Here is a 14,684-nt window from a genome sequence, read left to right on the forward strand (position 1 = left end):
CGAGGTCCCTGCCGGATGACGCTTCACGGCAGGGACCTGGGCGATGCGGTCAGCTCTGCGGTACGGCCTGCACCGGATCCATGGGCGGCCGCACCGGCTTCCAGGGGCGGCCCGCGGGCCTCTCGGGGACCGCGGGGCCCTGGCGCAGGGCGGCCTGCCACGCCTGGTCCGCGCGCCGCACCTGCGCGCGCAGTTCCGCCGCGCGCGCTCGCAGCCGGTCGTCACTCCACCCGCCCGCCTCCACGACGTCGAGGAAACCCGGCCGGTCGCTCGCGTAGAACTGCAGGCTCGCCTGGTTGCCGGGCTCGGACACGATCCGCCGGACGTTCTCGGGCACGGTCACGCCGTTGCTCAGCCGCTTCGGCGGCCGGTGGACGAAGTGCAGCCGCTCCGGCCCGACAGCCGGATTGCAGCGCAGGGCCGGAAGTTCGGTGCGGCCGAGCAGGACGTCCGGGTGGAAGTGCGTGCAGAACATGGTCACCCGGCCGGAGCAGAGCTGGGAGTACCGCAGCGACATCAGCTCCCACAGCCGCATCGGGAACTCCGGGTCCAGCCCGAGTGCCTCCCACTGCGCGGCGGACAGCCTGTTGAGCACGTCCATCTCGACGCCGCCCGGGGTGGTCCAGAAGGTGGTCATCGGATGCTCGGGGTGGTCACGGTTGTGGCGTTCGACCCAGGCCATGGCCACGTAGTGGCACTCCAACGACTGGTCGACCGGGTCCTGGTAGCCCCAGAAGACCGCGCCGTCGTGCGGTGAACCCACGTCGACGGACCCGGCTTTGCGCCACAGGTGGGCGCCCGGGGAGAGGCCCTCGGCCGCGGCCGCCTCCCGGACCTGCCGCTCCACCTCGGGCGAACCGCCGGGTGCCACGCTGAAACGGTCCTTGCCCAGTTCGCGGGCGCGGGCGAGCAGCGCGTCGTCCGGCACGTACGCAGGGCGGGCGGTCATCGCGACATCACTCCCGTGGTCGGCACGGCGGCTTCCGCGGCTTGTTCGGCCATACGGGTCAGTCGGCGGCGGTCCGTCTTGCCGCTGGCGTTCACCGGGAAGCCGGCGACCTGGGAGAAACGGCGTGGGACCATGTAGCGCGGCAGACGGCTGCCGACCCACTGGATCAGGTCCGGGACCCGGGCCGGCTCCTCGGCCCTCTCGGCGACGTAGAAGGCCTGCAGCCCGGCGGGGCCGGCGGTGGTCGGCAGCACCACCGCCTCGCGCACCAGCGGATGCCGCCTGAGCACCGCCTCGACTTCGCTGGGCTCGACGCGGTGACCCGCTATCTTCACCTGGTCGTCCAGTCGCCCCACGTGCACCAGTTCGCCGCTTTCGCGGCGCACCCGGTCCCCGGTGCGGTAGTAGCACCGCGGATCGGCGGGATCGCCCTCGGCGGCGGCGCCCTGCTCCGGGTGGCGGACGAAGGCGTGCCGGCCGTGCTCGGGATCGGCGTAGCCGTCGAAGCGCTGCGGCCCGCGCACGCACAGCTCGCCCTCGGCCGCCTCCTTGCCGTCTGCGTCCAGCACGACCGCCTCCAGCAGGGGGTGCGGGCCGCCGATCGGGACGGTGCCGTTGGAGGTGTCCGGCCAGGCGCGGGGGTCGGCCGGCAGCCGGTATCCGGTGCAGGTGATGGTCAGTTCGGTCGGCCCGTAGAGGTTGTCGACGCGACTGTTCGGTGCCGCCGCCGACCAGGCGGCCGCCTGGTCCAGGGTGAGCTGTTCGCCGGCGAAGACGCTGTGCCGCAGGCCGGGCATGCCGCCCGCGGGCAGCGCCCGGAACCTGCGGGCCAGCGATATCACGGACGGGACGGAGAACCAGTGGGTGAGGTGCCGTGCGTTGACGAACTCCACGGGCCGCAACACCTCGTCCGGCTCGGGCACCACCAGCGTCGCTCCCGCCGTCCAGGCGACGAACAGGTCGAAGACCGAGGGGTCGAAGGTCAGCTCGAAGGTCTGCGAGAGCCGGGCGCCCGGCCCCACCTCGTGGTGCTCGGCGCGGTCGGCGAGGTAGGCGCGCAGGTTGCGGTGGCGGATGGGCACGCCTTTGGGCTCGCCGGTGGAGCCGGAGGTGAAGAGCGTGTAGGCGATGTCGTCGGGTGTCGCGGGGCAGGGCTCTGTCCAGATCTCGGCCGGCAGGGCGGACGGCCAGTCGCCGCGGTCGGTGGCCACCAGCGGGACCAGCTCCGCCTCGCAGGCGGCGGCCACCTGCCCCGCGTGCGGCGCGCCGGCTTCGTCGCACACCACGGTGCGCACCCGGGCGGTCCGGGCCACGGCCGTGTTCCGGGCCGGGGGGAAGGCGGGATTCAGCGGTACGACGGCCGCGCCCAGCCGGAGCGCCGCCAGATAGCCCGCGTATCCGGCGAGACCCCGCGCGGCGAGCAGGCCGACGGTGGCCGGGCGGTGGCCGCCGCTGCGCACCAGGGCGGCGGCCACCCGGCCGGCCAGAGCGTCCAGTTCCTCGTAGCTCACCGCCCGTGTCGCGGTCTCCACGGCCGTCGCGCCCGGGTGGCGCAGGGCGGTGTCGTGGAACCACGTGTACAAGGTGCCGTTCTCGGTCAGGATCCGGGTCACGAGGGGTCTCCCTTCGGGTTGGCCGGTGGGTGCGCGGTGTCCGGCCCGGTCCGCGTCAGGCCCGGGGGGCCGCGCAGGCGTCCCGCAGCGCGCTCTGCGGTGCGGCGGTCAGGGCGGCCACGATCGCCTGGTACTCCGCCGCCAGGTCCTCGACCGTGGCGGGGTCGTAGAGGTCCCGGTTGTAGATCAGCACCCCGCCTTGACGGGCGTCGTCGACGACCACGATCGGCACGCCGCGCCGCGCCCACACGGCCAGGCGGTCCCCCGCCTCGGCCAGGTCGGCCGTCGGGGGCCCCTCGTCGAGGGCGCCCTCACCGCCCGGCGCCACCTGCCGGACGCGCAGCCCGGCCACCTCCAGATCGGCCTCGGCGGGCGCGGCCGACTGGAACCAGTAGTCGAACACCTCGATGAACGACCAGGGCCGCAGCCGGTCGAAGTCCGGGCACACCGCGCGGGCCAGACGGTTGAAGGACGACACGTGGGCCATGGCCTCGTTCGTCGTCGCGTGCAGCGACCGCACCACGTCCAGGAAGGAGTCGACGGGGCCGACGCGCAGCGCCGGATAGACGTTGTTGGTGAACTGGCCGATGACCCGCCGGGCCCGTGGGGTCGTCCGGCCCAGCGTCGTGGTCCCCGCGACCAGCCGGTCCCGGCCCAGCCGGCGGCACAGCAGGACGTGGTAGGCGGCCAGCAGCACCAGGAACGGCGTGCTGCGCGCCCGCCACGCCACGTCCCGTACCGCGGCGGCGACCTCGTCGCCGAAGGTGAACGGATGGGCCACCTCGGCCGTCAGGTCCCGGCCGCGGGGGGTGGCCAGGGGCGGGAACACCGGCTCGGAGGGCAGGGGCAGCAGCTGCCGTCGCCAGTACGCGTCCCGCGCGGGATCCCCGGCCAGGAGCGCGCGCTGCCACGCGGTGACGTCCCGGAACGTCACGTCGAGGTCCCCCGGCGGGGAGCCGTGGCCGAGCCGTGCCCCGTACGCCTGGATGAGGTCCTCCACGAACACCTGGCAGGACCAGCCGTCGGAGATGACGTGGAAGAACGAGGCCACCAGTAGGTGGTCGCCGGGCCCCACGCGCACCAGGCACACCCGCCACAACGGCCCCGCCAGCAGGTCGAAGGCAGGGAAGCGGGCGCCGTGCACCAGCGCGTCGATCCGCTGCCGCCGCTCGGCGGCGGGCAGCGCGGACAGGTCCAGGTAGGTGAAGGGGACGTCCGTCTCGGCCCGGGTGCGCAGCAGCGGCTCGTCCCCGAGACGGTCGAAGACCATGCGCAGCGCGTGGTGGCGGCGCTCCACGTCGCGCAGCGCCTGCTCGAAGGCCGGCCGGTCCACGGTCCCCTCGATACGGCGGAAGTCCACGACCGGCAGCCGCGCCGCCCCGGGATCGTCGGGGGCCAGGGCCCGCATGAACTCCCACAGCGTCTCCTGGGCCGGGGCCAGGGGCAGGCGGTCGCCGGAGGCGTCCGGCGTGGTACGGCTCATCCCCGCCGTCCTGGGGTCAGCTGTCGTCATCGGGCTCTGCCTTCCTGTCGCCGGCGCGGCGGTGGGCGCTGTCGTCCGGCATCTCGAATCCGGCGAACAGCAGGTCCGGGCGGCGGTGTTCGACCGCGCCGACGACGGCGCCCATGTCGAAGAAGCACTCCAGCAGCGCGCAGGCCACCGAGTCGGCCAGGGCGCGGGCGGACCGTTCGCCGTGCAGCAGGGGTTTGGTCCGGGCGGCCAGCAGGACGCCGGCGACCGCCGGTACGGCCAGCGCCCGGCGCACCCGGGCGGGGCGCGGACCGGTGAGCGAGGCGAGACCGGTCAGGGCGAGGACGCTGACGGGGTTGAGCCGGAAGCGTCGCCGCCGCGGGTGCACGAGACACAGCCACTGCTCGGACCGCCCGTAGTTCATCAACCGCCGGCACACCGCCCGCACGGAGTCGGTGCTGGTGGCGTCGTGCGTGACGACGGCCTCCGGGTCGCAGACGGTGATGCGGCCGCGCCCGGTCAGCCGGAGCCCGAAGTCGATGTCCTCGCCGCCCAGCGGGTGGGGGGAGTCCTCCGGGAAACCGCCGATCGCTTCGAACGCCTCCCGCCTGACCGCCAGGTTGGAGGTGCCCGCGCAGGTCATCCGCTCGTGGTGCAGCGGGTCCTCGTGATGGCCGTTGAGCAGCCAGGACCGCTCCATGATCCGCGAGATCGCGGTCTGCCCCTCCGCGGCCAGCAGCGCCGGTCCGGCGTTCGCGGCCACCTCGGACGGGGCGCCGCGCAGCGCCTGGACGTGACGGCTCAGCAGCTCGGGAGCGGCACGGCAGTCGGAGTCCACGAAGCAGAGCAGGTCGTGCCGGGCGAGACGGGCGCCGAGGTTGCGCTTGGCGCCGACATGGGCCGGACCGCCGACGTAGCGCGCGCCGTGACGGCGGCAGCTCTCCTGGTGTTCCGCGGCCTCGGGCGAGTTGCGGTCGTCCACCACGACGACCTCGGCCGGTTCGGGGCACCGTGCGGCGGACTTCTCCAGGCTCTCTAGGAGCCTGCGGGTCAGCTCCACCCGGCCCTTGACCGGTATCACGACGGTGATACCGGGCCGGATGCCGTCGGAGACTGCGTGGTCAGGCATGTCAGCCCACCTTCGTCTCGACGTCGTGCCGGGCGCCTGCGGTGTGGTCTGCCGGGCCGGTGACGACCTTGGCGACCGCCTCGGCGATGTCGTCCATGTCCGTCGCGGGACCGAGGAAGGCACTGTGATGCAGCACCACGGCGTGCCGGGCCAGGTACTCGGCACCCGGATAGCTGCGGTCCTGGTGGAGGGCGACGAAGCGGTCCGCCAGCGGGGCGATGGTCGGCTTCGTCCACGGTCGCAGGAGCGCACTGCGCGACAGGGGCGTGCGCGGTGTGTAGACATGGGTGCGCAGCTCCGCGCTGAGCGCGCGTGCCGCCCAGGTGTTGTCCCGGCCCTCGGGCAGCGGGTCGAGGATGATCGGCACCTCGTACAGCGACAGCCGGTCCTGCTCCGGCCGGCGGCGCAGCAGACGCACGCCGGGGATGGTGGACAGCAGCTCGGCCAGGCGCGTGTAGTTGGCGGTGCGGATGGCGTTCTGCTGCTCCAGCGCCCCGAGTTGGGCGCACAGCAGCGCTGCGGAGAACTCGCTCATGCAGAAGTTGGAGCCCATCGTGGAGGGGTCCTCCACCAGTTCCAGCGCGCCGGGCCGCCGGTCGGCGCCGTAACGGCGGGAGTCGGCGCGCAGCTCCTGCAGGACGGGCGCCAGGTCGTCGTCGTCCGTCACCACGGCACCGCCCTCCCCGGAGCTGAGGACCTTGGCGTGCTGCATGCTGAAGCACCCCAGGCGTCCCAGGGTGCCCGCCGAGCGTCCCTGCCACCGCGCGCCGTGCGCCTGGGCGGCGTCCTCGATGACGCTCATGCCGCGGGGCACCGCGACCTCCGACAGCGCCGGGACATCGGCCATCGAGCAGGCCCAGTGGACGGCGATCACCGCCTGGGCGCCCACGTCCAGGTCGAGCGTGTCCGGGGTCATGCAGCCGGTCCACGGGTCGACGTCGACCAGGACGGGCACGAGCCCGGCCCGCAGCACGGCCGTGGCGCTCGCCGTCCAGGTCAGTGCCGGCACGAGCACCAGGGCACCGCTGTGCAGTCCGAGGGACTCCAGGGCGATCACCAGGGCGCTGGAGCCGTGGTCGGTGGGGACGCAGTGCCGCGCCCCGGTGTACTGGGCGAACCGTGCCGCGAACCGGCGTTCGGCCAGCTCGCCCCGGTAGGGGCTGCTGATGGCCCACCGGCCGCTGTGCAGCACGGAGAGCAGTTCCGCCTCCGCGCCGTCCGCCGGCTGTGGCCACAGCGGCCAGCCCGCGTCTGGCCGGCGGACCGGCAGCCCGCCGTCGATGGCGAGGCGGAGAGTTCGAAGCTGCGCCGGGGCCATGGGCCCTCCTTCCGTCGGGCGTGCTCACAAGGCGTGCGCGGTCGTAAGAGGCCGGGACCGGCCGTGACCGCGCAGGCCCAACCGGTACGGTCGCTGGCTGCGATACACGCCGTGTACGGGCTCCATACATCTGCGCCCGGCCGGTGACCGGCGCCCGCCGAGCGGGGTTTATCCCCACCCGGCGCAGGCCAGGCGATGAGGCATGGAGACGACGCAACGAGTGCTGGTCACCAACGACGACGGGATCTTCGCCACCGGTCTGCGACGGCTCGCGCATGCGATGGCGGACTGCGGCCACGACGTGGTCGTCGCCGCTCCGGCCACCGAGATGAGCGGCAGCAGCGCCAGTCTGGGCGCGGTGCTGCACGAGGGCCGGGTCGCCGTCGAGCGGCACGAGCTGGAGGACCTCGCCGGCGTCCCCGCCCACGGTGTGGCGGCCTCACCGGCGTGCGTGGTCGTCCTCGCCGCCGCGGGTGCCTTCGGTCCGCCCCCGGACATCGTGCTCTCCGGTGTCAACCTCGGCACCAACGCGGGCCACGCGATCCTGCACTCGGGCACCGTCGGGGCCGCGGTGACCGCCGCGGACAACGGGCTGCGGGCCATCGCGGTGTCGCTGGACGCCCTGTCCGCGGTCGAGGCCACGGCGGGCCGCGGCACCCAGGAGACGGACGCGGCCTGGGAGGAGAGCCGGCACTGGGAGACGGCGACCGGCCTCGTCCGGCGGCTGATGACGGTGCTGCCCGCACTGCCTGAGCGGACTGTTCTCAACCTCAACGTTCCCGACCGTCCGGCCGAGGAGGTACGGGGGCTCAAGCGCGCCTCACTGGCGCCGTTCGGCACGACCCAGATGGTCGCCGCCGACGAGGAGGGAGGGTTCGTGCGGCTGACCGCCGAGGAGAACGGGGCACAGCCGGCGCCGGGGACCGACCTGGCCCTGCTCGGGGCGGGGTATGCCACGGTCACCCCGGTCCGGCCGGTCGGGGAGATGGCGGGAATCGAGCTGCCGCTGTGAGGCGGGAGGGTCTGCGGGAGGCCGACATGGGCACGCTCCGGCCCGGGCGGGTCGTCGTGCACCGCAATGTCCGCCGGGGCCGCATCGGCTGGATCCGCCCCGCGCGGGTGGTCGCGCACGACGCACGCGGCCTGCTGCTGTGGATCGCTCCGGGCACGACGGTCGCCTACGAGGTGGCCGCCGACGGGCGCGGGATGCGCTCCATGCCGTTCGAGGAATGGTCCGTCTGCTCCCACCGCCTGGCAGAGGGCACCTGGACCGGGGGAGGAACGCTGATGCTCCTGCCGGAGGGCGCCGCTCACTCGGTGTGGTGGCAGTTCGCCGAGGACGGCCGCTTCTCCGAGTGGTACGTCAACCTGGAGGAGCCGGCGGTGCGTTGGGAGCAGGACGGTCTGGCCGGCCTGGACATCGTGGACCAGGACCTCGACCTGGTCGTGCGCCCGGACCGCACCTGGGAGTGGAAGGACGAGGAGGAGCTGGCCGAGCGGCTGGCCCACCCCGGGCACTACTGGGTGGCGGACGAGGCGGCGGTGCGTGCCGAGGGGGAGCGCGTGCTGTCGCTGGTGCGACAGGGGCGCTTTCCGTTCGACGGGACGTGGTGCGACTTCCGGCCCGACCCCTCCTGGCCGGTACCCACCGGGCTGCCGCCGGGCTGCCGGCGACCGCCCGTATGACGGTGGCGGGCCCGGCGGACGTGACGCGTCCGCCGGGCCCGCACGGGCACCGTATCCTCAGGCCGGGGCCAGCGCCTGGTCACTGAGCTGCTCCTCCACCACCCGCACCGCGGCCTCCGTGAAGGCGTCGAGCGCCGGGTTCGCGGCGACGCCGCGCCGCCGTGCCAGCTGGGTGAAGGTCTCGAACGGCGGGGACCAGTCGACCCGGCACAACTCGCCGGCGGCGAGTTCCTCCGCGACGGCGATCCGCGGCATCAGTGCCACGCCGACGCCGTTGGCGACGCCCCGCTTGGCGGCGTCGACCGAGTTGAGGGTGAAGACGCGGGGCTGCCCGGCGCCGACGGTGTCCAGGACGTGCTGGAAGCGCAGGTGGTAGCCGGCGCTGCTGTCGGAGCGGACGAGGGTGGCACCGAGCAGGTCCGCGTGGCCGACGCCCTTGCGGCCGGCCAGCGGGTGACCGGGCCCGGCGACCAGGACCAGCGGTTCGGGGCACAGGACCCTCGTCTCCAGGTCCGTATGGCCCTCCTGGACGCAGTCCACGAAGAAGGCGCAGTCGAGCCGCCCGCCGCGGACATGGGAGAGCGCGTCCCCTTCCGCCGGTGACCGCATGGAGATCTCCACCGACGGATAGCGCAGGTACACGTACTCGATCAGGGGCAGCAGCCGATGGTTGGTCAGGCTCTCGATCGTGCCGACGTCCACGCGTCCGCGCAGTCGGCCGGCCGAGCTGAGGGCCAGGTGGGCATGGGCGTTGAGGGAGACGATCTGACGGGCGTAGGGGACCAGTTCGCCGCCGGCCGGAGTCGGAGCGGCACCTTGCGGGAGCCGCTCCAGCAGGGTGACCCCCAGGGCCTGCTCGAGTGCCTTGATGCGATTGGTGACGGTTGGCTGGGACAGGCGCAGTCTCGCCGCCGCCCGGGTGAAGCTGCCGGCTTCGACGACGGTGATGAACGCCTCCAGCTGCGGAGTCTCCATGAGTTCGCCCTTCCGCCGCCACGGTGGCAACGCGCGGCACCGAACACGGGGCGCCCGAGCGGCGCCCTCTCCCGGTCCTCAGCCTCGCCCGGGCGGATACATCCGCCGTACGCCGGCCATACACGGACCCGGAGGAGGCGTCCTCTAGGTCAGGGCCCGCCTCCTGGGCAGGGAGCGCAGGTGCTCGCTGAACTCACGGACCGTCAGGGGCTGTGTCTCCAGCGCGTCGGGGCCCAGCTCCGCGCCGAGGGCCTCCTCGACGCCGAGCAGCAGCGAGACGGCCTTGAGGGAGTCCAGGCCGTACTCCACCAAGTCCGCGTCCGCGTCGATGTCCTCGGCCCGGAGCCCGTTGCCGAGCACCTCGGCCAGTACGGTCCTCACCGCGCGCTCGACGTCGTCCACCGCCGGCCGCCTCCTTCCAGCCGGTGGGCCCCCGCCATGACCGTGTCCAGGGCCGACACCACCGCTTCCTGGTCGACGGCCACCAGCGGATACCCGTGCGGGCCGGTCAGGGCGGAGCCGAGGGACTCCAGCAGCACCATCGCCGCCTCGTCCGGGCCGCAGGGCACGTAGCCGCGCTTGTTGTCGGTGCCGAGCTTCGCGCGCAGTTCCGCGCGGTCCACGAAGGCGAGCCGCTCCCCGGCGTCCGGCAGCCCGAGCCAGTCGACGACGCGGTAGTGGCGTTCGAGGTCCTCGGGGCCGAGGATGCCCAGGTTCCGGCTCACCTCGGCCGCGACCAGCATGCCCCAGGCCACGGCCTCACCGTGCTTCATCGCGCCGTTCGACATGAACTCCAGCGCGTGTCCCGTGGTGTGGCCGTACTCGAAGACCAGGGCCTCCTTGCGTTCGCGCGGGTCCCTGCCGAGGAAGGGGATCTTCGAGTCCAGCCCGATGCCGAACAGCTGGTGCAGTGCGGCGGTCCGGTCCTGGGGCAGGATCTGTAACGCGTCGTGCAGGGTCTCTTCCATGTGGGGCATGATCGCGAGGACGTTCTTGGCCATCTCGGCGAGCCCGGTGAGCAGTTCCGAGTGCGGGACCGTCGCCAGCCAGCGCAGGTCGCAGGCGATCAGCGACGGGGTGTAGTAGGTGCCGCAGAGGTTCTTGCCGCCGCGCAGGTTGACCGCCTGCTTGACGGAGACCACCGAGTCGAAGGCGGCCACCGGTGTGGTGGGCAGGTGCACCAGGCGGGTGCCGCGGAACAGCAGCGCCGCGGTGAGACCGGCGACGTTGCCCACCAGCCCACCGCCCATGCCCACCACGAGGGAACTGCGGTTCACCCCGCGTGCGACGGCGCGCTCGGCGATGTCCTGGACGAGGGGCATCGTCTTGTTCGACTCCGCCGCCTCGATCTCGTACGTCTCCGTCCTGAGGTGGCTCGACAACCGCCTGATGACGGGGAGGGCGTGGGGGGTGACCCTGCGGTCCACCACGAAGAGCACGGACTCCGCCGGGCCCGCCGTGCGGGCCAGCGCGTCGGCCAGTTCCTGGGCGCAGTCGGTGCCGTAGAGATAGGGAATGTCGTGACCGTCCAGTGGTACGCGTCGTTCGAGCAAGATGTACACCTCTCCGGGTTCGGCCGGCCCGCGGTCGGTGCGGGGCAGTCGGCCTGTTGGGTCGGTGGCGGGCAACTCGCCGACCACCTCGGTCGTCGACGGGGCGGGTGGCGCGGCGGCACGGGCCGCGCGGACTCAACCGGACACCGTCTGCCTGCTGTCACCGCGGTGCGGCCACCGCCGCTCCCGCGGCAAGCGGTGCTCGCCGGGGGAGCGGCCGTGGAGATAGAGCCGCCCGTCCTCCCCGAGCCAGGCGAGGTCGCCGGTGCGCAGCACGGTCTGACCGGAGCGGCGGTTCACCGGGTCCGGGACCAGGGCCTCGCTGGTCGCCTCGGGATCGCCCCAGTAGGCCGTGAAGAGCATCGGGCTGCGCACGTACAGTTCTCCGACGACACCGCAGTCCTCGATGGGCTGCTCGTCCTCGTCCACGACCATCATCTCGACGCCGGGCCGCACGGTCCCCACCGGCAGCCTCCGCGGATCGTCGGGCAGCGGCCGGGGGATGTCGGTCAAGGCGCAGACGGGTGACTCGGCGTGGCCGTAACAGTGGACGACGCGGGCCCGGGTGATCATGGTCCGCAGTCGGTGCAGCTCCGGCAGGGGGAGCTCCCGGTCGCGCAGCAGCACGGTACGCAGCCGGTCGAGGCGGGCCGGCCGGCGCACCTGGCACAGGACCCGCTGCCAGACAGACGCCGGTCCGCTCGCGACGGTGGCACCTGCGGTCTCCACAAAGCGCAGGAGGCTGCCCGGCCAGTGCAGGAGGGCGGGCGGTACCGGCACGATCGCCGCGCCGCCGCCCAGCGCCAGGCAGAGGTCCGCAAGGCAGTCGGCGGACCCGAACCGCGCGGTGGTGACGACCCGGTCGCCGCCGCCCACGAGGTCGCACGCCGTCAGGCTGTCCTGCAGCGCGCCCAGACTGCGGTGGCTCATCACCACTCCCGCGGCGCGGCCCAGAGCGCCGGAGGTGAAGACGAGACAGGCCGGGTCGCATTCCAGACTGCTGCGCCGGCCGGTCCATCCCGGCGGACGGCGGGGAGGCCGCTCGACGACGACACCGGCGGGACCGAACCGTCCCGTGCCGGCCGGAGGCGCGATGGGCCGCAGCGCCACGCCACCGGCCCGCAGGTACAGGTCGGGCTGGACGGCGTCGACCATGTCCGCGAGCCGGTGCGGGGCGGTGCCCACCGTCACCGGCACGCACAGCAGCCCCAGCTTGGAGCAGGCCAGGAACAGCGCGACGGCCGGTGCCGAGGTGTCCGACTCCACCATCACCCGGTCACCGACGCCGAGCCCGGCCCTCGTGAGCGCCTGTGCGGTGTCGTCGACGAACCGCCGCAACCGCCCGTAGGTGACCAGGCGTACGACCCCCTCCCCGGCGTACTCGACGACGGCCGGGGCGTCGGGCGAGGTCCGCCCGGCCTCTGCCAGGCAGTCGTACATCCGCGCCGCCTTCCCAGGCATCCGGACCGTGCCCGACGGCCCCCCGCTCATCGGGAGCTCCGCGCGGCCAGGGACGCCGTGGTGGCCATCGGCTGCCGTGGCCGTTCCAGGTCCGACATGGCCCGGATGACGTCGTCGAAGGCCCGGACCACCAACTCCGGCCTGGGGCGGCCTCGTTGCGCCGACATGGCGGCGAAGCGCAGGGTCTGCGGGAGCTTCGACCAGCGCTCGGCGGCCGCACCGGCGGCGGGCTCCGGCAGCAGGCCCCGGCCGGCCAGCACGGTGATGCGGTGGCAGTGGTGCCGGGCCGCGGCCCACAGATCGTCGGCGTGGTCCACCAGGGTCGGCACGTCCGCCGCCACCCGGCCGGCCAGGAAGTCCAGGACCGCCCGCGGCTCGTCCAGCCAGGAACCGGGCAGCGGCCGCGGCACCGTGTGCGGTTGCCGCACGAGCCAGCGGTACTCCCCGGGGGGCGGTACCGGCACCGGTTCGCCCAGCGCGAGCGCGTCCCGCACGGCTGCGGGACCGCGGTCGCCGACCGGTGTGAGCAGGGCCCGCAGTTCGTTGTCGGTCAACTCCCCCGAGTGGGGGCGGTGTTCGCCCCGGGGAAGCAGGGCCGCGAAATGGTCCGTCACGTGCCAACGGCCGTGCGCCCGCGCCCGCAGCAGAATCCAGTGCGGCACGCCGACCGTGCCGGACTGTGAGGACCAGGGCATGTGGCGGGTGTTTCCGCTCGCCAGCACGGCGCCGTTGGCGGACGCCTCCCGTCGTAGTCCAGCGCGGGCCCTCTCCCAGTCGGCGGCGCCCCGGTAACCGAGTTCCCAGCCGGCCCCGGTGCGGTCGATCCGGTGGTGCTGGCTGAACGCGAGGCCGCCGCCGGGCAGGTCGGTGCGCACGGCCAGCCGGACGGCATGCGCGAGGCGGTACGCGGCGCCGGGTTCGTCCCTGTCGAGGTAGGCGACGAGGTTGGTGGTGTAGCAGCTGAGTTCGGAAATTCGGCCGCCTTCGGGCAGGGGCATTCCGGACTCCTTCCGGTTGCGGTCGTGGCGTCGGGAGCGGCACGGATCTCGGTGCCTTTCCATCGTATTTCCGCCGTGAATACCAGAGTCAAGGGAAGGCGCGCCGCACCCTATAGCGAGGCTTTATGGGGGAATAGAGCGGGCCGTGCGCTTTCGAATTCCAGAATGTTAGCTTCGGTTCCGCAAGCTCGGATTGCCGAAAAGCCCGAAGCGCATGCATCGACCGGAGGGCAGGTGGCCCCATGCCTCAGGACACGAAGACCGGCTCGCCGGCCGATGTCGTCGGCGCCCTCGACACCTCGGCCATGGACTGCGTGCAGGCGAACCTGGCCCTCGTGGCCGATCACCTGATCGGCTCGGGCAGCCACGCCGCACTCGGCGCTCCCTTGCGGTTCGCCCCGCGCGAGGGCCCCGGGGACCTGCCGACCGTCGAGCCGACCGTCACGGAGCACGTCCACGTCCTGCGCGAGCTCGTGGGCGTGGACATCGCCGAGCCGGCGGACGGCCTTCGCGCCGGGACGGCCCTGGAAGCGCTGCACCGCGGCGCACGACTGCTGTTCGTGGTCGCCGACGCTCACGACCTGCCCTGGTGCCCCTACTTCGGTCGCCGGCACATGTCCCACACGTTCGTGCTGACTCCCCACGAACGGCGCGAGGACCGGCTGCGGGTGTGGGACGCCTACGACAACGACACGCCCTTCGGCCGTGCACGCCCCGGAGGATGGACGATGACCCCGCACGAGGTCGCCCGGATTCTCGACGGTACCGGGCCCGTGCGGGTCGGCACGGCGGCGGTCGTCCCCGGCCACGTCGCCCCCGACCCGGCGGATGTCCTGCGGCGCAACGCGGACGCGTGGACCCGGACCGGGGCGAGCGCCGTCGAGGCGTACGTGTCCGCCTACCGTGACCACCCCGACCGCCTCCGGGCCGCGGAGGCCCTGCTGCTGGAGACCTGGCTGCTGGCCCGGTCCCGGCGGTTGCACCACACCTGGCTGACCACCCTCGCGGCCGGGAGGGCAGGGGCGGCCGGCACCAGGGCTCAGGCCGAACAGGCCGACGCCTGGCGGGAGTTCGCCGGCCACTGCTACCTCGCGGCACGCCGGGTGCGCCGGGGCCGCCCCGAACCGGCGCGACTGCACGAGCGGTTCGCGCACCTGCTGACCCGCGACGCGGAACTCGCCCGCCGGCTGGCGGCCTGAGGCGGCCACCGGACCCGACGCCGCTCACCTCGCACCGCAGCCGATCACGAAGGACCCCCATGACCTCGGAGAACGTGTTCATCACAGTGACCCGGCTCGCGGCCGGCGTGCTGGGAGAGACGCCGGAACGGATCGCCGCACAGCCGCAGCTGGACCGCTACCCGGCCTTCAGTTCCTTCGTGATGGCCGACCTCGTCGAGCAGTTGGAGGAGCGGTACGGGATCGTCTGCGACCCCGAAGAGCTGACCCCGGCCAACCTGCGCAACGCCCACCGGCTCAGCGCCCTCGTCGAGGGCGCCCTCGTCACCAGCGGAAGGCGGTGACCCGACGAC

Annotated in this window: 14 protein-coding genes; 4 read left to right on the forward strand and 10 right to left on the reverse strand. The window is 73.5% G+C overall.

The features are described 5' to 3' along the window. Positions 1-49: 49 nt before the first annotated feature. The 5 genes from ACYF6T_RS19820 to ACYF6T_RS19840 are packed head-to-tail and all read right to left on the reverse strand — an operon-like array spanning position 50 to position 6,480. The gene (locus ACYF6T_RS19820) at positions 50-949 is read right to left on the reverse strand and encodes a hypothetical protein (RefSeq protein WP_461698113.1); all 900 of its coding nucleotides are present in this window, start codon (positions 947-949) and stop codon (positions 50-52) included. Next, positions 946-2,562 carry an amino acid adenylation domain-containing protein gene (locus ACYF6T_RS19825; RefSeq protein WP_461698114.1) on the reverse strand — a complete coding sequence of 539 codons (1,617 nt, stop codon included), beginning with the start codon at positions 2,560-2,562 and terminating at the stop codon, positions 946-948. The genes ACYF6T_RS19820 and ACYF6T_RS19825 overlap by 4 nt, the downstream gene beginning before the upstream one ends. Positions 2,563-2,617: 55 nt before the next feature. Then, positions 2,618-4,045, reverse strand: coding sequence for a condensation domain-containing protein (locus ACYF6T_RS19830; protein ID WP_461698115.1), 1,428 nt, complete (start codon positions 4,043-4,045; stop codon positions 2,618-2,620). 16 nt (positions 4,046-4,061) lie between these two features. Beyond that, on the reverse strand, positions 4,062-5,162 hold the full coding sequence (locus ACYF6T_RS19835; RefSeq protein ID WP_461698116.1) for a glycosyltransferase family 2 protein: 1,101 nt from the start codon (positions 5,160-5,162) through the stop codon (positions 4,062-4,064). 1 nt (position 5,163) lies between these two features. Next, positions 5,164-6,480, reverse strand: coding sequence for a DegT/DnrJ/EryC1/StrS family aminotransferase (locus ACYF6T_RS19840; protein ID WP_461698117.1), 1,317 nt, complete (start codon positions 6,478-6,480; stop codon positions 5,164-5,166). 202 nt (positions 6,481-6,682) lie between these two features. On the opposite strand from ACYF6T_RS19840, the gene surE reads away from it, so the two are divergent. Together surE and ACYF6T_RS19850 are read left to right on the forward strand one after the other, a co-directional pair. Beyond that, complete coding sequence (surE, locus tag ACYF6T_RS19845) at positions 6,683-7,492, forward strand: 5'/3'-nucleotidase SurE (protein WP_461698118.1); 810 nt, start codon at positions 6,683-6,685, stop codon at positions 7,490-7,492. A gap of 26 nt (positions 7,493-7,518) precedes the next feature. After that, a complete protein-coding gene (locus ACYF6T_RS19850) occupies positions 7,519-8,166 on the forward strand; it encodes a ribonuclease FAU-1 family protein (protein WP_461698119.1) in 648 nt (215 codons plus the stop codon). A gap of 57 nt (positions 8,167-8,223) precedes the next feature. Here the strand turns inward: ACYF6T_RS19850 and ACYF6T_RS19855 are convergent, their stop codons facing one another. The 5 genes from ACYF6T_RS19855 to ACYF6T_RS19875 all read right to left on the reverse strand — a co-directional run bounded on the left by ACYF6T_RS19855 (position 8,224) and on the right by ACYF6T_RS19875 (position 13,153). Further along, positions 8,224-9,141 carry a LysR family transcriptional regulator gene (locus ACYF6T_RS19855; protein ID WP_461698120.1) on the reverse strand — a complete coding sequence of 306 codons (918 nt, stop codon included), beginning with the start codon at positions 9,139-9,141 and terminating at the stop codon, positions 8,224-8,226. Positions 9,142-9,285: 144 nt separating this feature from the next. Beyond that, positions 9,286-9,543: an acyl carrier protein gene (locus ACYF6T_RS19860; protein WP_461698121.1), complete on the reverse strand. Its 258-nt coding sequence runs from the start codon at positions 9,541-9,543 to the stop codon at positions 9,286-9,288. Next, positions 9,519-10,694, reverse strand: a complete 1,176-nt coding sequence (locus ACYF6T_RS19865) for a 3-dehydroquinate synthase family protein (RefSeq protein WP_461698122.1) — start codon at positions 10,692-10,694, stop codon at positions 9,519-9,521. The genes ACYF6T_RS19860 and ACYF6T_RS19865 overlap by 25 nt, the downstream gene beginning before the upstream one ends. A 135-nt stretch (positions 10,695-10,829) precedes the next feature. Then, positions 10,830-12,185, reverse strand: coding sequence for an AMP-binding protein (locus ACYF6T_RS19870; protein ID WP_461698123.1), 1,356 nt, complete (start codon positions 12,183-12,185; stop codon positions 10,830-10,832). Then, positions 12,182-13,153 carry a hypothetical protein gene (locus ACYF6T_RS19875; RefSeq protein WP_461698124.1) on the reverse strand — a complete coding sequence of 324 codons (972 nt, stop codon included), beginning with the start codon at positions 13,151-13,153 and terminating at the stop codon, positions 12,182-12,184. Before ACYF6T_RS19875 ends, ACYF6T_RS19870 begins: the two co-directional genes overlap by 4 nt. 242 nt (positions 13,154-13,395) lie before the next feature. Between ACYF6T_RS19875 and ACYF6T_RS19880 the strand changes: the two genes are divergently transcribed. Together ACYF6T_RS19880 and ACYF6T_RS19885 are read left to right on the forward strand one after the other, a co-directional pair. Further along, a complete protein-coding gene (locus ACYF6T_RS19880; RefSeq protein ID WP_461698125.1) occupies positions 13,396-14,352 on the forward strand; it encodes a hypothetical protein in 957 nt (318 codons plus the stop codon). Positions 14,353-14,411: 59 nt separating this feature from the next. Next, positions 14,412-14,675, forward strand: a complete 264-nt coding sequence (locus ACYF6T_RS19885; protein ID WP_461698126.1) for an acyl carrier protein — start codon at positions 14,412-14,414, stop codon at positions 14,673-14,675. Positions 14,676-14,684: the final 9 nt, after the last annotated feature.

The organism is Streptomyces sp. 7R007 (assembly GCF_054850255.1).